Source organism: Streptomyces sp. NPDC020965 (assembly GCF_044333555.1).
GTDB lineage: Bacteria > Actinomycetota > Actinomycetes > Streptomycetales > Streptomycetaceae > Streptomyces.
Genome location: NZ_JBIRRE010000009.1, coordinates 262592 through 278300, shown reverse-complemented (window position 1 = coordinate 278300; position 15709 = coordinate 262592). Strand labels below are relative to the sequence as shown.

15 protein-coding genes are annotated in these 15709 nt (G+C 70.5%); 13 read left to right on the top strand and 2 right to left on the bottom strand.

What is annotated here, in order from left to right; genetic code table 11:
- The first annotated feature begins 92 nt into the window (after positions 1-92).
- Positions 93-857, top strand: coding sequence for a proteasome subunit alpha (gene prcA, locus ACH4S7_RS26460; protein WP_398523784.1), 765 nt, complete (start codon positions 93-95; stop codon positions 855-857).
- Positions 858-953: 96 nt separating this feature from the next.
- Here the strand turns inward: prcA and ACH4S7_RS26455 are convergent, their stop codons facing one another.
- Entirely contained in the window at positions 954-2006 is a 1053-nt protein-coding gene (locus tag ACH4S7_RS26455; RefSeq protein WP_398523783.1) for a hypothetical protein, read from the bottom strand.
- A gap of 64 nt (positions 2007-2070) precedes the next feature.
- The gene (locus ACH4S7_RS26450; protein WP_398523782.1) at positions 2071-3144 is read right to left on the bottom strand and encodes a LacI family DNA-binding transcriptional regulator; all 1074 of its coding nucleotides are present in this window, start codon (positions 3142-3144) and stop codon (positions 2071-2073) included.
- Positions 3145-3292: 148 nt separating this feature from the next.
- Between ACH4S7_RS26450 and ACH4S7_RS26445 the strand changes: the two genes are divergently transcribed.
- From ACH4S7_RS26445 to ACH4S7_RS26390, 12 genes are all read left to right on the top strand, one after another.
- Positions 3293-4585 (top strand): MFS transporter, encoded by a 1293-nt coding sequence (locus tag ACH4S7_RS26445; protein WP_398523781.1) that lies wholly within the window; start codon positions 3293-3295, stop codon positions 4583-4585.
- Between the two features lie 9 nt (positions 4586-4594).
- Positions 4595-5956, top strand: a complete 1362-nt coding sequence (gene pafA / locus ACH4S7_RS26440; protein ID WP_398523780.1) for a Pup--protein ligase — start codon at positions 4595-4597, stop codon at positions 5954-5956.
- A 170-nt stretch (positions 5957-6126) separates the two neighbouring features.
- Positions 6127-7068, top strand: a complete 942-nt coding sequence (locus tag ACH4S7_RS26435) for an FKBP-type peptidyl-prolyl cis-trans isomerase (protein ID WP_398523779.1) — start codon at positions 6127-6129, stop codon at positions 7066-7068.
- 85 nt (positions 7069-7153) lie between these two features.
- Entirely contained in the window at positions 7154-7525 is a 372-nt protein-coding gene (locus ACH4S7_RS26430) for an FKBP-type peptidyl-prolyl cis-trans isomerase (protein WP_398523778.1), read from the top strand.
- 127 nt (positions 7526-7652) lie between these two features.
- Positions 7653-8633: a helix-turn-helix transcriptional regulator gene (locus ACH4S7_RS26425; protein ID WP_398523777.1), complete on the top strand. Its 981-nt coding sequence runs from the start codon at positions 7653-7655 to the stop codon at positions 8631-8633.
- A gap of 13 nt (positions 8634-8646) precedes the next feature.
- On the top strand, positions 8647-9603 hold the full coding sequence (locus ACH4S7_RS26420; RefSeq protein ID WP_398523776.1) for a helix-turn-helix transcriptional regulator: 957 nt from the start codon (positions 8647-8649) through the stop codon (positions 9601-9603).
- A 16-nt stretch (positions 9604-9619) separates the two neighbouring features.
- On the top strand, positions 9620-9883 hold the full coding sequence (locus ACH4S7_RS26415) for a hypothetical protein (protein WP_398523775.1): 264 nt from the start codon (positions 9620-9622) through the stop codon (positions 9881-9883).
- Between the two features lie 8 nt (positions 9884-9891).
- The gene (locus tag ACH4S7_RS26410; protein WP_398523774.1) at positions 9892-10089 is read left to right on the top strand and encodes a hypothetical protein; all 198 of its coding nucleotides are present in this window, start codon (positions 9892-9894) and stop codon (positions 10087-10089) included.
- Between the two features lie 243 nt (positions 10090-10332).
- Positions 10333-10626, top strand: a complete 294-nt coding sequence (gene tatA / locus ACH4S7_RS26405) for a Sec-independent protein translocase subunit TatA (RefSeq protein WP_398523773.1) — start codon at positions 10333-10335, stop codon at positions 10624-10626.
- A gap of 59 nt (positions 10627-10685) precedes the next feature.
- Positions 10686-11654, top strand: coding sequence for a twin-arginine translocase subunit TatC (gene tatC, locus ACH4S7_RS26400; protein WP_398523772.1), 969 nt, complete (start codon positions 10686-10688; stop codon positions 11652-11654).
- Positions 11655-11810: 156 nt separating this feature from the next.
- Positions 11811-12728, top strand: coding sequence for a diacylglycerol kinase (locus tag ACH4S7_RS26395; RefSeq protein ID WP_398523771.1), 918 nt, complete (start codon positions 11811-11813; stop codon positions 12726-12728).
- Positions 12729-12824: 96 nt separating this feature from the next.
- Complete coding sequence (locus ACH4S7_RS26390) at positions 12825-15653, top strand: DEAD/DEAH box helicase (protein ID WP_398523927.1); 2829 nt, start codon at positions 12825-12827, stop codon at positions 15651-15653.
- Positions 15654-15709 lie beyond the last annotated feature (56 nt).

Here is a 15709-nt window from a genome sequence, read left to right as displayed (position 1 = left end):
GTGCCGCCACCCGGCCGTCGCCGGGTGGTGCTCGCAGGCGGGCCACCGCTCGGCGGGGCCCCACGCCACTGACAGAAAGGGACGGATAGCCGGTGACGACGCCGTTCTATGTCTCGCCCGCACAGGCCATGCAGGACCGGGCGGAGTACGCCCGGAAGGGCATCGCCCGTGGACGCAGCCTGGTTGTGCTGCAGTACACCGACGGCATCGTCTTCGTCGGTGAGAATCCGTCCCGCGCGCTGCACAAGTTCAGCGAGATCTATGACCGGATCGGGTTCGCCGCGGCCGGTAAGTACAACGAGTACGAGAATCTTCGGATCGGTGGTGTCCGTTACGCCGATCTGCGGGGGTACACCTACGATCGTGACGATGTGACCGCTCGTGGTCTGGCGAACGTGTACGCGCAGACGCTGGGCACCATCTTCTCCTCGGCGGCCGAGAAGCCGTATGAGGTGGAGTTGGTGGTCGCCGAGGTGGGTGCGACGTCGGACGGCGATCAGATCTATCGGCTGCCGCATGACGGTTCGATCGTCGATGAGCACGGGTCGGTGGCGGTCGGGGGCAATGCCGAGCAGATCAGCACTTTCCTTGATCAGCGGCACCGTGACGGGATGTCGTTGGCGGAGGCTCTGAAGCTGGCGGTGCAGGCGCTGTCCAGTCAGACGAACGGTACGGAGCGCGAGATTCCGGCCGATCGGCTGGAGGTGGCGGTGCTGGATCGTACGCGTCCGCAGCAGCGGAAGTTCAAGCGTGTCGTGGGCCGGCAGTTGGCCCGGCTGCTGGAGGCGGACGGTGCCGCGTCGACGCCGACGGACGCGCCGTCGGACACGGAGGAGAGCGAGGAGGGCGGGGAGTAGTTCTTCCGCCCTGCTGGTGGGTTGATGTTCGGGGGTGCCCCGGTCCGCGTGTGCGGGCCGGGGCGCTGTCGTGTGTGGCCGCTGGTCGGGCGTGGTTCAGGGGCGGTGGGGGAGGGTCCAGCGGTGCAGGGTGTCGGTGCCCCGGGTGAGCCAGGTGCCGTCGCCGAGGGGGGTGACCCAGCCGACGGGGCGGGGGTAGCGGAGGTGGCCGAGTGGCTGGAGTGTGGTGGCGTCGCAGAGCCAGTGGCGGATCAGGGCGGGGCGTCCGGGGGGATGGATCCGGCCGGTGATCAGTAGGTGGCGGTCGTCGATGAGGAATGCGCCGTCGAATTCGTCGTGGTCGCGTTCGGTGGCGAGTCGGGTGAGGTCGTAGCGGGCGGTGGGTTCGTCGGCGCCGGGGTCGTGGGTGGCGAGTTCGTCGCGGTCGTCGTTGGCGGCGATGTGTTCGGCGCGGCGCAGGGTGAGGATCCGGGGGGTGGTGTGGGGTGCGCCGGGCAGGAAGTCGATCACTTCGCGCATGGTGGTGCCGCCGCGGATGTGTAGTCCGTCGTGGCGTGGCTGGATCCACCAGGTCGACCAGCTGTACCAGGCGGTCCAGCAGGAGAGGGTGAGGAGGGTGCCGCTGGGGTGCCAGCGCTGGGTGGCGATGGAGGTGTTGCCGCTGATGGGGCGTTGTGCGTGGGGGTGGCCGGTGTCGGTGTCGATGAGGAGGAGGGTGTCGCTCCGGGTGGGGGGTGGGCCGTTCGGGTGGGGGGTGTCGTCGGCGCTGGTGGGGATGAGGACGCTGACGGTGGTGCCGGTGGGGTGTACGGCGGGTGGTCCCGGGGGGCGTGGGTCCTGGTGGCCGCCGGGCCAGGGGGTGTGGGGGAGTTCCCAGCGGGTGGTTCCGTCGTGGTGGAGGCGGCGGATGCGGTTGGCCTCGGCGATGACGGCGCCGTCGGTGAGGGGGGTCGCTCGGGCGTGTGGGGGGAGTCGGAGGGTGTGCAGGGGGGTGAGGGTGCCGGCGAGGAGGGTCCGGGCGTGGTGGATTTCCAGCCGGTCGTCGTGGTGGAGGGCGAGGTGTCCGTCGGCGGTGGGGGTCACGGTGCCGGTGGTGGGGACGGTTCCGAGCGGCGCGGCGTCGATCGGTGTCTCCGCTGCGCTCGTCATGATCGTGATCGTTCCATGGGGCCCCGCTGGTCTCAAGGGTCGTTCGTGTGGGGTGGGCCCTGGTTCAGGGTTCGGGGTTGGGGGCGGGGGCGGTCGAGCCGCGGACGATGAGTTCGACGGGTAGGTCGCCTTCGGCGGGTGGGCGGCCGTCGAGGATGGCGAGGAGGGCGGACATGCCGCGCCGGCCGACGTGTTCGGCGGGCAGTCGTACGGTGGTGAGTTCGGGTTCGACGGCGGTGGCGAGGGTGAGGTCGTCGAAGCCGGTGACGGAGATGTCTTCGGGGATGCCGAGTCCGAGTCGGCGTACGGCTTTGCAGGCTCCGGCGGCCAGGATGTCGCCGTCGCAGACGATGGCGGTGGGTCGGGGGTGCTGGGTGGTGAGGGCGTGTTCGGTCGCGGCGCGTGCGGTGTCGATGTCGAAGGGGGCTCGGATGGTGTGGAGGGTGGCGTCGGGGACGGGGTTGAGGGTGTCGGCGAGGGTTTGGGCGCGTACGTCGAAGGTCCAGGAGGAGATGGCGGATGCGAGGTGGAGGATGCGGCGGTGGCCGAGGTCGAGGAGGTGGTGGGCGGTCTGTCGTATGCCGTCGCCGATGTCGAGGTTGACGTGGGCGGCGGCGGTGCGGTCGGTGGGGTCGCTGTCGAGCATGACGAGGGGGAGGTCGGTGCCGCGGAAGGCGGTGAGTGCCTCGGTGGCCATGGAGGAGGCGATGACGCCGTCGAGGGCGGTGCGGGCGGAGGCGAAGGGGTCTCGGGCGGGGCCGGTGCCGTCGGGGGAGGGGTAGATGACGACGCCGAAGCCGTGTTCGGCGGCGATGGCGGCGGCGCCGGTGTGGACGCGGGCGAAGAATTCATTGGTGAGGGCGGGGACGACGAGGAGCGCGGTGCGGGTGTGGCCGAGGCGTAGGTTGCGGGCGGCGAGGTTGGGCCGGTAGCCGAGGGCGCGGGCGGTGTCGCGGACGGTGTCGGCGGTGCGTTCGGAGACTCGGCCGCGCCATTTGTCGCCGAGGACGAGGGAGACGGTGGCCTGGGAGACGCCGGCGGCTCGTGCCACGTCCCGGCTGGTGGGGCGTCCGGTGCCGGTGGTGGGTGCCCGGTGGTCGGTGTCCCGGGTGCGGCCGTCGGGGGTGTTCTGTGCCATGCGTGCCGTCCTCGGGCCGGGGCCGCCGTCTGGTTCGTGGGGTGTCCGGAGGTGGCGGTTCGGTGGACCTGCGGACTGCGGACATGGTACGTATGACCCCGGTCGTTATACGTAACACCTCGGTCGGGCCGGGGGAGAGGGGCGGGACATGGCCGCGGGGAACAGCGGGTACGGGGAGATTCTCAGGACGCCGCACGCGGCGCGGCTGCTCGTCGGGACGCTGGTGGGCCGGTTGCCCAATGCGACCGCCGCCATCGCCATCATGTTGTTCGCCCGGTCCGAGGGCGGCAGTTACACCCTCGGCGGGGGGCTCGCGGCCGCGTACGGATTCGCGACCGCCATCGGGCAGCCGCTGCTGGGGCGGGCCGTCGATCTGCGCGGGCAGTTCCGCGTCCAGTTGCCCGCGGCCGTGCTCTCCGCGCTCGCCATGGTGCTGCTCGCGGTGGCCGGGATCGACTCGCTGCTCCTGGCGTACACGGCCGCCGTGCTCGCCGGTCTCTTCACGCCTCCGCTGGAGGGTGGGTTGCGGGCGCTCTGGCCGAGTGTGCTGGGCCGCGAGGACCGGGTCCACCGGGCGTACGCGATGGACGCGGTCGCCCAGGAGATCATGTTCACGGTGGGGCCGCTGCTGGTCACGGTCCTCATCTCGTTCTGGTCGGCCGGTGCCGCCCTGGTCGTCATCAATGTCATCGGTGTGATCGGAGCGCTCTCCGTCGTCCTCTCCGAGCCCTCCCGGGTCTGGCGTTCCGCGCCCCGCGAGGCCCATTGGCTGGGTGCGTTGCGGTCGGCGGGGCTGCTCGCGCTGCTCGGTGCGTTCTTCTTCGTCGGGTTGGCGCTGGGGTCCATCACGGTCGCCGGTGTCGCCTACGCCGATGATCACGGTCATGAGGCGATCTACGGCCTGCTGATGGCGGCCCTCAGTCTCGGCGCCCTGGTCGGCGGCGCGTTCTACGGTGCCCGGCAGTGGACGGGCGCGCCGGAGCGGCGGCTGCGGGTGCTGGTGGCGCTGCTGGCGGTGGGCTATCTCCCGCTGTCGCTCACGCCGGGGGTGGTCGCGATGACGGGGCTGGCCGCGCTCTCCGGGGTGTTCCTCGCGCCGGCGATCGCCTGCGCGTTCATCGTGGTGGACCGGCACGCGCCCCGGGGCACGGTCACGGAGGCGTTCTCCTGGTTGGTGACGACGTTCGGTGTCGGTGCGGCGGCGGGGACGGCGGTGGCGGGGCCCGCGGTCGAGCTGGGCTCCACGGCGTGGAGTTTCGCCGTCGCGGCGGCCGGGGGAATCGCCGCTCTGCTGGTTCTGATGGCGACTCAGCGGGTCCTCGCGGTTCCCCTGCGCACCAAGGACATCGGGGGCTCCGGTGACGATCCGGCGGTGGAGCCTGCGGAAAATGATCGGAACGGTGCCGCCGAACCCGGTTTCAGCTCAGGGCTTGAGGCGTAATGTTCAGACATGGACCGCCGCATTTTCGGGCTGGAGAACGAGTACGGCGTCACGTGCACGTTCAGGGGACAGCGCCGACTGTCACCTGACGAAGTGGCGCGCTACCTCTTCCGCCGAGTTGTCTCATGGGGCCGCAGCAGCAATGTCTTCCTGCGGAACGGTGCCCGCCTCTACCTCGACGTGGGTTCGCATCCGGAATACGCGACACCCGAATGCGACAATGTGACCGAGCTGGTCACCCACGACAAAGCGGGCGAGCGCATTCTCGAAGGTCTGCTCGTCGACGCCGAACGCCGCCTGCACGAGGAGGGAATCGCGGGCGACGTCTACCTCTTCAAGAACAACACCGATTCGGCGGGAAACTCCTACGGCTGCCACGAGAACTATCTCGTCGCCCGCCATGGAGAGTTCTCCCGGCTCGCGGACATTCTCATCCCCTTCCTGGTCACCCGGCAGTTGCTCTGCGGCGCGGGGAAGGTGCTCCAGACGCCGCGTGGCGCGGTCTACTGCGTCAGTCAGCGTGCCGAGCACATCTGGGAGGGTGTCAGCTCCGCGACGACCCGTTCGCGGCCCATCATCAACACCCGTGACGAGCCGCACGCTGACGCGGAGCGCTATCGGCGTCTCCATGTCATCGTCGGCGACTCGAACATGTCCGAGACGACCATGCTGCTGAAGGTCGGCGCCACCGATCTGGTGCTGCGCATGATCGAGGCGGGCACGGTGATGCGCGATCTCACCCTGGAGAACCCGATCCGGGCGATTCGCGAGGTCAGCCATGACATCACGGGTCAGCGCAAGGTGCGGCTGGCCAGTGGGCGGGAGGCGTCCGCCCTGGAGGTGCAGCGCGAGTACTACGAGAAGGCCGTGGACTTCGTGGACCGGCGCGGGATCCGGACCGGAGTGGTCGAGCAGGTCCTGGAGCTGTGGGGCCGCACCCTGGACGCGATCGACGCCGAGGATCTCGACCGGATCGGTACCGAGATCGACTGGGTGATGAAGTACAAGCTGATCGAGCGGTACCGGGCGAAGCACAACATGACCATGTCGCATCCCCGGGTCGCGCAGATAGATCTGGCCTACCACGACATCCATCGCAGGCGCGGGCTGTACTACCTCCTGGAGCGCAGGGGGCAGGCGGCGCGGATCTGCAACGACCTGAAGATCTTCGAGGGCAAGTCGGTGCCCCCGCAGACGACCAGGGCGCGGCTGCGGGGCGATTTCATCCGGCGGGCGCAGGAGCAGCGCCGGGACTTCACGGTCGACTGGGTGCATCTCAAGCTCAATGACCAGGCGCAGCGCACGGTGCTGTGCAAGGACCCGTTCCGTTCGGTGGACGATCGGGTGGAGAAGCTCATCGCGGGCATGTAGGGGCGGTGGGGGCCCCGGCGCCCCCGCCGTGCAGAGGTGTCTCAGTCGTACACAGGTGCTTCCGCTCGACCGGAACGCCACTCGGGCCTCGTGCGTTCTTCGTGCGGGGCCCTTGGCGCATCTAGAGTGTCGAGGACCCTAACTTGTGCCGTCTGAGATCTGAGGAACACGTGCGCCGACTGACCGGCCTTCTTGTCGTCCCCCTGCTGCTGTTGTCGACAGCGGCGTGTGGCAGTGAGGACAAGGGCTCCGACTCCATCTCGTCCCAGGGCGGTCTGCCCGCCATGACCGCCGGTGCCAAGTTCGGTGAGAAGCCGACGCTGGCGAAGGGGGAGGGTAATCCGCCCAAGGAGCTGAAGGTCGAGGTCATCAGCGAGGGCAAGGGCGCGGTGCTGAAGAAGGGCGACCAGGCCAAGGTGAACTACCTGGGCCAGGAGTGGGACGAGGACAAGCCCTTCGACAACAGCTTCGACCGTGGTCAGCCGTTCGATGTCGCGATCGGCGGCGGCGGTGTGATCGAGGGTTGGCAGAAGGCGCTGGACGGACAGAAGGTCGGCTCGCGTCTGGAGGTGTCGATCCCGCCGAATCTGGGCTACGGCGCTCAGGGGCAGGGTGACATCAAGGCCAACGCCACGCTGGTCTTCGTCATGGACATCGTGAAGGGCGCCAGCGTCCCGGTCTCCGCGAAGGGCGCCGAGGTCGCGCAGGGCGACGCCGCGCTGCCGAAGGTGGGCACCAATGCGGACGGCAAGGCCCCGTCGGTGACCTTCCCGAAGTCGGTGGCGCCGCCGAAGAAGCTCGTCTCCAACTATGTGCTGGAGGGCACGGGTCCCGCGCTCACCGCGAAGGACAGTGTCGTCCTGAAGTACGAGGCGTACCTGTGGGCGGGCGGCAAGCAGTTCGACAGCACGTACAAGATGAACACGACGCAGACGTTCGCGCTGGGTCAGGTCACGCTGAAGGGTCTCAAGGACGGCATCGTCGGCAAGAAGGTCGGCAGCCGGGTGCTGGTCGTGATTCCGCCGGACCAGGGTTTCGGTGCGAAGGAGCAGCAGAGCATTCCGAAGAACTCCACGCTGGTCTTCGTGCTGGACCTGCTGGCGAAGGCGTGACCGCTGCCGGCGTGGCGCCCGGGGGGTGCCGCGCCGGCGGGGATGTAAGACTGGTGGCCCGTACATCATGTGGAGGAGCAGTTCAGTGAGCATCGAGAAGCCCGAGATCGACTTCCCGGGCGGCGAGCCGCCGAAGGACCTGGAGATCAAGGACATCTGGGAGGGTGACGGCGCGGTGGCGAAGGCCGGCGATGTCGTCTCCGTCCACTACGTGGGTGTGGCCTTCTCCACCGGCGAGGAGTTCGACGCGTCCTGGAACCGCGGTCAGCAGTTCCGGTTCCCGCTCGGCGGCGGACAGGTCATCGCCGGCTGGGACCAGGGCGTGCAGGGGATGAAGGTCGGCGGCCGTCGCCAGCTGACCATCCCGGCGCGTCTCGGGTACGGGGACCGGGGCGCGGGCGGCCGGATCAAGCCGGGCGAGACGCTGATCTTCGTCGTCGATCTGCTCGCTGTCTGAGCACGATCGACCGGTCCGAGGCCCACGCTCCCTTGGGGGCGTGGGCCTCGGCTTTTGTCCCGACACCCGGGGACGGTACCGTCGTCGGGGGCGGTAGCGACTCAAGCAGAAGAGGTGCAGGGCGTCGATGGCCATTGCCAAGGCCGAGCGGCTGATGAATCTGGCGCTGTGCCTGCTGGGGACGCGGCGCCCGCTGAGCAAGCGTGAGCTGCGCGGGTCGATCGAAGCGTATGTCGAGGCGTTCGGGACGGGCGGGGGGCCCGCGGGTTCCGACGACTCCTTCAACCGGATGTTCGAGCGGGACAAGGACGATCTGCGGGAGCTCGGTCTCGTCATCGAGACGGTGGAGAACTTCGACGGGGAGACCGGTTACCTCGCCCGTCGGGACAGTAACCGGCTGCCGCCGATCACGCTGGACGCGGAGGAGGCGGCGGCGCTGGGGCTCGCCGCCCGGGTCTGGCAGCAGGCTCGGCTCGCGGGGGCCGCGAGCGGTGCGCTGCAGAAGCTGCGCGCGGCCGGGATGCCGGAGGCGGAGGATGTGTACGACACCCCGCACAGCGCTCTTGAGCCGCGTATTCCGGTGCATGAGGTGGCGTTCGAGCCGCTGATGCTCGCCTGCCGGGACCGTCGTCCCGTCGTCTTCGACTACCGCAAGGCGAATGCGGCCCGCCCCGAGCAGCGCCAGGTCGAGCCGTGGACTCTGGAGTGCTGGCGGGGCCACTGGTATCTGGCGGGCTGGGATCGGGGCCGGGGTGCCGAGCGGGTCTTCCGGCTCTCCCGTATCAGCGGCCGGGTCCGGTCCCGGGCGGGTGCCTTCACGGCTCCCGTGCCCGATGTGGTGACCGTCCGGGAGACCGTGGAGCGCTGGGCGGGCGAGACGGCGACCCGTACGGCGCGGATCAGGCTGCGGGCGGGCAGCGGCTATCCGCTGCGTTCCCGGGCGCGGTCCGTGCGGGAGGTCGGGGACGGCTGGGAGGAGCTGGAGATTCCGTACGGGCACGGGCTGGATGCCTGGCTGGTGGAGTTCGGCCCGGACGTGGTCGTGTTGGAGCCCGCGGATCTGCGGGCCGATGTGGTGGACCGGCTGCGCGCCGTCGCCAAGGGCTGAGGGGACTTCGACCGTGGCCGCCAACGCCATTGACCAGACCCGGCGCATGTTGTCGCTGGTGACTTATCTGCGGGAGCGCCCCGGCGCCTACATCGCCGATGTGGCCCGTGCTTTCGGGATCACCGAGGACGAGTTGATCTCCGATCTCGATGTGCTGCCGATGTGCGGGACCAGTTTCCGCGGTGGTGATCTGCTCGATATCGATACGGACGGTGAGCGGATCTGGTGGCACAACCCGGACGATGTGGCCGAGCCGCTGCGGCTGGCGGCCGACGAGGCGACGGCGCTGCTGGTGGCGGCGCGCGCGGTGGCGACGCTGCCGGGGCTGCGCGAGGGCGACCGGGAGGCGCTGCTGCGGGCCACCGCCAAGCTGGAGACGGCGGCGGGTGAGGTGGCGGGGGCGAGTTCCCGGCTCTCGGTGACGTTCGAGTCGGAGGGCGGGGTCTTCGCCGAGGTGGACCGGGCGATCTCGGAGCGGCGCCGGCTGTGGTTGCGGTACTACTCGCCGGCGCGCGACGAGCTGACCGAGCGCGAGGTCGATCCGATCCGGCTCTTCGCGGTGGGCCACACGTACATGGAGGCGTGGTGCCGTCTCTCCGAGGCGCGCCGGACCTTCCGGCTGGACCGGGTGGCCGAGATCAAACTGCTGGACGCCCCGGCGGAGGCGCCGGAGATCGAGCTGAGGGATCTGTCCGAGGGGCTGGTGCAGCCGTCGGTGGACGATCCGGAGGTGGTGGTCGAGGTGGCGCCCGGCGGGCGCTGGGTGGCGGAGTACTACCCGCACGACCGGGCCGACGAACTGCCGGACGGTGGGCTGCGGATCACGCTGCGGACGCCGTCACCGGCGTCGTTGCGGCGGCTGGGGTTGCGGTTGGGGCGGGACGGGCGGATCGTCTCGCCCGTGGAGCTGGCGGACAGTGTCCGGCAGGCGGCGCGGGACGCGCTCGCGGCCTATGACACCCAGGAATAGGGAGTTTCGCGCCAAAATGTCTCTGATCTCTGATCTGGCGGCGTCGGTGGGTCCGGTGCTCTTCAAGGCCGCCTGCCCCGACTGCCGGGCCCGCTTCGAGCTGGCGGCCGAGGCCCTGCGGCTGGCGATCGGGGCCAGTCACCGGACGACCTTCTACTCCTTCACCTGTCCCGAATGCGGATCGTCCGTCCGTAAACCCGCCGGGGAGCGGATCGTCGAACTGCTCACCGGCGGCGGCGTCCGCACCCTGCGTCTCGCCCCGCCCACCGGAACGGTTTAGGTCCCCCCATGTTCTGGCCCATGCTCGCCGTCGCTCTCGGGTTCCTCGGGACCGCCGTGCTCGGGATCCTCGCGATCCGGGTGTTCATCGAGGCCCAGCGCCTGGGGCGGGAGGTCGCGCGCACCACGGAGCGGATCAACCGGGCGGCGGAGGAGCTGGAGCGGTCGGCCGCCGATCTCGCCCGCGCGAGCGGCGTCCCGCACTGATCCCGCGGTCGCTTCACGCGGTGATCGCCTCCTGTCCTGGAGGCGCCGGGGGCCCTTCCGCACGGGGGTAGGCTTCGCCCAGTGGCCCAGGTGGCGGGGCGCGGGCCGCAATGTGGAGTATGCACAGGCATTGCCCGGCGTTAACTCCCCCGGGTTACGATCGCTGTCAGCGCGACGCTCGGACGTCTGTCCGGGCCTCGGGCCGGCAACACCCCAACCGCCTCGGTGAGAAGGTACACGCTTATGTTTGGTGGACGGATCGGCGCTCCGGAGATCATCCTGATCCTCGTCGTCATCATTCTGCTGTTCGGCGCCAAGAAGCTTCCGGACATGGCCCGTTCGCTGGGCAAGTCGGCCCGCATCCTCAAGAGCGAGGCCAAGGCGATGAAGTCCGAGGGTCAGCAGGCGGCCCCCGCCGACCCGCCGCAGCCCGGCACGGCCCAGGACGCGCCGTCCGCGCGGACGATCAAGGCCGCGCCAGGTGATGTCGCCAGCGCGCGTCCGGTGACCGAGCCGACGGACTCCACCCAGCGTTAGACAGGGCCGCCACAGGCCCCTGTCCGGTGAGGGCCTGCCGCACGAGATGAGGACGTGGGTTGCTCAAGTCTGCCCGCAAGCAGGAGAAGGATCCCGAGGGGCGGATGCCCCTGGTCGAGCATCTGCGTGAGCTGCGGAACCGGCTCGCGAAGGCGTTGCTCGGGATCGTCGCCGTCACCATCGTGGCCGCCTTCTTCTACAACGAGATCATCAACTTCTTCACCAAACCGGTCCTGGAGTCGGTGGGGTGCCCGTCCTCGTTCTCCGAGCTGCGGAAGCTGCCCGACGGTGCGACGTGCGCGCAGATCACCATCAATGGTCTGCTGACGCCGTTCACCCTGGCCCTGAAGGTCTCGCTGATGGCGGGCGTCGTCCTCGCCTCGCCGGTCTGGCTCTATCAGCTCTGGGCCTTCCTCGCGCCCGGTCTGCACCGGAATGAGAAGAAGTACGCGCTGGCGTTCGTCGGCGCGGGCTTCCCGCTCTTCCTCGGCGGCGGCTTCTTCGCCTACCGGGTCCTGCCGACGACGGCGGAGGTGCTGATCACCTTCACCCCCGTCGGGGTGGACAACCTCCTCCCGCTGGACGACCTCCTCGACCTGGTCACCCGGATGGTGATCGTCTTCGGGCTCGCCTTCGAGCTGCCGCTGCTGCTGATCATGCTCAACCTCGGCGGAGTGATCACCGGCCGGCGGATGCTCGGCTGGTGGCGCGGCATGATCATGGGCATCACCGTGTTCTCGGCGCTCGCGACGCCCAGCACCGACCCGCTGACCATGGTCCTCCTCGCCGGCCCCATCGTGCTGCTCTACTTCTTCGCCACCGGCTTCTCACTGATCAACGACCGGCGCCGGGCCATCCGCGACGCCAAGGCACCCGGTGTCGACGAGGCGGCCGAGCTGGATCTCACCCCGGAGGACATCGGGGCGATCGAGTCGGTCCCCGCCGCGCGCGCCCTGCCCGAGCAGACCCGTGGCGAATCGGACGGCAGCCGGGTGCAGCGACTGAACGGCTACGACGACATCACCTGAGCCACCCGCATCGGCCCGGTCCGGACGTCCCCCTCGGCATCGCCCGACGGGGGACGTCCGCGTTCCGGCCCGGTGGGGCCCCGGGACGGCCCGGGTCCGCCCGGAGCTGGGGGAAACACCTGAACAGGGCCCCCGGCGTGCAGTAGCGTCGCGCGGATGACCAGCGAGATCACTCTCTTCGTCAACCCCGCCGCGGGCCGTGGCCGGGGCGCCCGTGCCGCGACGCCCGCGGCCCGCGTCCTGCGGGACGCCGGCTTCTCGGTCCGTACGGTCCTCGGCGAGGACTCGGCCGACGCGCTGCGGCGGGCCGGGGAAGCCGTCGCGGGCGGCACCGGCGCCCTCATAGCCGTCGGCGGGGACGGGATGGTGTCCCTCGCCCTCCAGGCCGTCGCCGGGACCCCGACCCCGCTCGGAGTGATAGCCGTCGGTACCGGTGACGACTTCGCCCGGATGCTCGGCCTGCCCGTACGGGACCCCGCGGGCGCCGCCCGGGTGGTCGCCGAGGCGCTCGCGGGCGGCACCGTGCGGGAGATCGACCTGGGACGCGTCGGGCGGACCTGGTTCGGCACGATCCTCGCCTCCGGCTTCGACTCCCGGGTCAACGACCGGGGCAATCGGATGCGGCTGCCCGTCGGCCGGTTCCGCTACGACCTCGCGATGCTCGCGGAACTGGCGGCGCTGCGCCCGATCCCGTACCGGATCACCCTCGACGGCGGCCGGCCGTTCGAGATCGCGGCCACGCTCGTCGCCGTCGGTAACGGCCCCTCGTACGGGGGCGGGATGCGGATGTGCGCCGGGGCCGCGCCGGACGACGGACTCCTCGACGTCACCGTGGTCGCGGACTGCTCCCGGACGACCCTGCTCAGGGTGTTCCCCCGGGTGTACCGGGGGACGCACCTCGGCCACCCCCGGGTCACCTCGCACCGGGTGCGCACGGTCACGCTGGAGGCCGACGGGGTCACCGGATACGCCGACGGGGAGCCGCTGGGAGCGCTGCCGCTCACCGCCGAGTGCGTGCCGGGCGCGGTCCGGGTGCTCGTACCACCCCCGGACACCCCGGCCGGGCGGCCCTGACCGCCCCGACCAGCCCCGCACCCCGCACCCCGTTCCCGTACCGAGCCAATAACACCGCGCTGACTGTCACCCCTCTTGGGTAGGCTCGTGAGCAAGATGACCGACGATCTCTCCCCCGCCGAGCGCTACGCCGCCGCCCGCATCCGCGCCGCCGAGAACGCCACCGCACTGGCCCCGTTCCGCGCGATGTACGAATTCGACCTGGACCCGTTCCAGATCGAAGCCTGTCAGGCCCTGGAGGCGGGTCGGGGTGTGCTGGTCGCCGCGCCGACCGGCTCCGGAAAGACCATCGTGGGCGAGTTCGCCGTCCACCTCGCCCTCCAGCAGGGCCGCAAATGCTTCTACACCACCCCGATCAAGGCGCTCTCCAACCAGAAGTACACCGATCTCGCCAAGCGGTACGGCGCGGACAAGGTCGGCCTGCTCACCGGTGACAACAGCGTCAATTCCGAGGCGCCGGTGGTCGTGATGACCACCGAGGTGCTGCGGAACATGCTCTATGCCGGCTCCCCGGCGCTGCTCGGCCTCGGCTATGTGGTCATGGACGAGGTCCACTACCTCTCCGACCGGTTCCGGGGCGCCGTCTGGGAGGAAGTGATCATTCACCTCCCCGAGTCCGTGACCCTGGTCTCGCTGAGCGCGACCGTCTCCAATGCGGAGGAGTTCGGCGACTGGCTGGACACCGTCCGGGGCGACACCGCGGTCATCGTCTCCGAGCACCGCCCCGTGCCGCTCTGGCAGCACGTGATGGCCGGGCGCCGGATGTACGACCTCTTCGAGGAGGAGAGCGACCACGGCGGCCGCGGCACCGGCCGGCGCGAGGTCAATCCCGACCTCGTCCGGCTCGCCCGGATGGAGAACCAGCGCACCTACAATCCGCGCGACCGGCGCCGGGGCAAGATGGTGCGCGAGGCCGACCGCGAGCGCGAGCGGCGCCAGCGCGGCCGGATCTGGACGCCCGGCCGGCCCGAGGTCATCGAGCGCCTCGACGCGGAGGGCCTGCTGCCCGCGATCACCTTCATCTTCAGCCGGGCCGGCTGTGAGGCCGCCGTACAGCAGTGCCTCTACGCCGGGCTGCGGCTCAACAACGACGCGGCCCGGCTCCGGGTCCGGGAGATCGTCGAGGAGCGGACCGCCTCCATCCCCACCGAGGATCTGCACGTCCTCGGCTACTACGAATGGCTGGAGGGCCTGGAGCGGGGCATCGCCGCACACCACGCCGGCATGTTGCCGACGTTCAAGGAGGTCGTGGAGGAGCTGTTCGTCCGCGGTCTGGTGAAGGCGGTCTTCGCCACCGAGACCCTGGCGCTCGGCATCAACATGCCCGCGCGCTCCGTGGTGCTGGAGAAGCTCGTCAAGTGGAACGGCGAACAGCACGCCGACATCACCCCCGGCGAGTACACCCAGCTCACCGGCCGGGCGGGGCGGCGCGGCATCGACGTCGAGGGGCACGCGGTGGTGCTGTGGCAGCGGGCCATGGACCCCGGCGCGCTCGCGGGCCTGGCCGGCACCCGGACGTACCCCCTGCGCTCCAGCTTCAAGCCGTCGTACAACATGGCGGTCAATCTGGTGCAGCAGTTCGGGCGGCACCGCTCGCGGGAGCTGCTGGAGACGTCGTTCGCGCAGTTCCAGGCGGACCGCTCGGTCGTCGGCATCTCCCGGCAGGTGCAGAAGAACGAAGAGGGCCTGGAGGGCTACCGCGAGGGCATGAGCTGCCACCTCGGGGACTTCGAGGAGTACGCGCGGCTCCGCCGCGACCTCAAGGACCGGGAGACGGAGCTGGCCAAGCAGGGCGCGGTGCAGCGCAGGGCCGCCGCCGCGAGCTCGCTGGAGCGGCTCAAGACCGGGGATGTCATCCATGTCCCGACGGGGAAGTTCGCCGGACTCGCGCTCGTCCTCGACCCCGGTATTCCGGGCGGCCGGACCAACGGCCACCGCGGGCTGGAGCAGCACGACGGCCCCCGACCGCTGGTGCTGACCGCCGAGCGGCAGGTCAAGCGGCTGGCGTCGATCGACTTCCCGGTGCCGGTGGAGCCGCTGGAGCGGATGCGGATCCCGAAGACGTTCAATCCGCGCTCGCCGCAGTCGCGACGGGACCTGGCGTCCGCGCTGCGGACGAAGGCCGGTCACATCGTGCCCGACCGGCACCGCAAGGAGCGGGCCGCCGGGGCCGACGACCGGGAGATCGCCCGGCTCCGTGCCGAGCTGCGGGCCCATCCGTGCCACGGCTGCGCCGAGCGTGAGGACCACGCCCGGTGGGCCGAGCGCTACCACCGGCTGCGCCGGGACACCCAGCAGTTGGAGCGGCGGATCGAGGGGCGTACGAACACGATCGCACGCACCTTCGATCGGATCGTGGCCCTCTTGACCGAGCTGGACTATCTGCGCGGCAACGAGGTCACCGAGCACGGCCGCCGGCTGGCCCGGTTGTACGGGGAGCTGGACCTGCTGGCGAGCGAATGCCTGCGGGACCGGGTGTGGGAGGGGCTGAGCCCCGCGGAGCTCGCGGCCTGCGTCTCGGCGCTGGTGTACGAGGCGCGTCAGTCGGACGACGCGGTGGCGCCGAAGGTCCCCGGAGGGGCGGCGAAGGCGGCGCTCGGTGAGATGGTCCGGATCTGGGGGCGGTTGGACGCCCTGGAGGAGGACTTCAAGATCAATCAGGCGGAGGGAGTGGGCCAGCGCGAGCCGGACCTGGGCTTCGCCTGGGCGGTCCACCAGTGGGCGTCGGACAAGGGCCTGGACGAGGTGCTCCGCGAGGCGGAGATGCCGGCCGGGGACTTCGTACGGTGGACCAAGCAGGTGATCGATGTGCTGGGCCAGATCGCCGTGGCGGCACCGGCCGAGGACAGCACGGTCGCGCGGAACGCACGGCGTGCGGTGGACTCCCTGCGACGGGGTGTGGTGGCGTACAGCTCGGTCGGGTGAGGCGCACCTCCCCCGCCCGGCACCGGTGCCGGGCGGGGCCGGCCGACGTGCTGCCG

What these genes read in the sequence shown, in the direction of transcription:
- tatA (WP_398523773.1), top strand. Translation starts at nt 10,333, where the DNA reads ATGTTTGGTGGACGGATCGGCGCTCCGGAGATCATCCTGATCCTCGTC.
- ACH4S7_RS26445 (WP_398523781.1), top strand. Translation starts at nt 3,293, where the DNA reads ATGGCCGCGGGGAACAGCGGGTACGGGGAGATTCTCAGGACGCCGCAC.
- ACH4S7_RS26415 (WP_398523775.1), top strand. Translation starts at nt 9,620, where the DNA reads ATGTCTCTGATCTCTGATCTGGCGGCGTCGGTGGGTCCGGTGCTCTTC.
- pafA (WP_398523780.1), top strand. Translation starts at nt 4,595, where the DNA reads ATGGACCGCCGCATTTTCGGGCTGGAGAACGAGTACGGCGTCACGTGC.
- ACH4S7_RS26450 (WP_398523782.1), bottom strand. Translation starts at nt 3,144, where the DNA reads ATGGCACAGAACACCCCCGACGGCCGCACCCGGGACACCGACCACCGG.
- ACH4S7_RS26410 (WP_398523774.1), top strand. Translation starts at nt 9,892, where the DNA reads ATGTTCTGGCCCATGCTCGCCGTCGCTCTCGGGTTCCTCGGGACCGCC.
- ACH4S7_RS26390 (WP_398523927.1), top strand. Translation starts at nt 12,825, where the DNA reads ATGACCGACGATCTCTCCCCCGCCGAGCGCTACGCCGCCGCCCGCATC.
- ACH4S7_RS26455 (WP_398523783.1), bottom strand. Translation starts at nt 2,006, where the DNA reads ATGACGAGCGCAGCGGAGACACCGATCGACGCCGCGCCGCTCGGAACC.
- ACH4S7_RS26395 (WP_398523771.1), top strand. Translation starts at nt 11,811, where the DNA reads ATGACCAGCGAGATCACTCTCTTCGTCAACCCCGCCGCGGGCCGTGGC.
- ACH4S7_RS26425 (WP_398523777.1), top strand. Translation starts at nt 7,653, where the DNA reads ATGGCCATTGCCAAGGCCGAGCGGCTGATGAATCTGGCGCTGTGCCTG.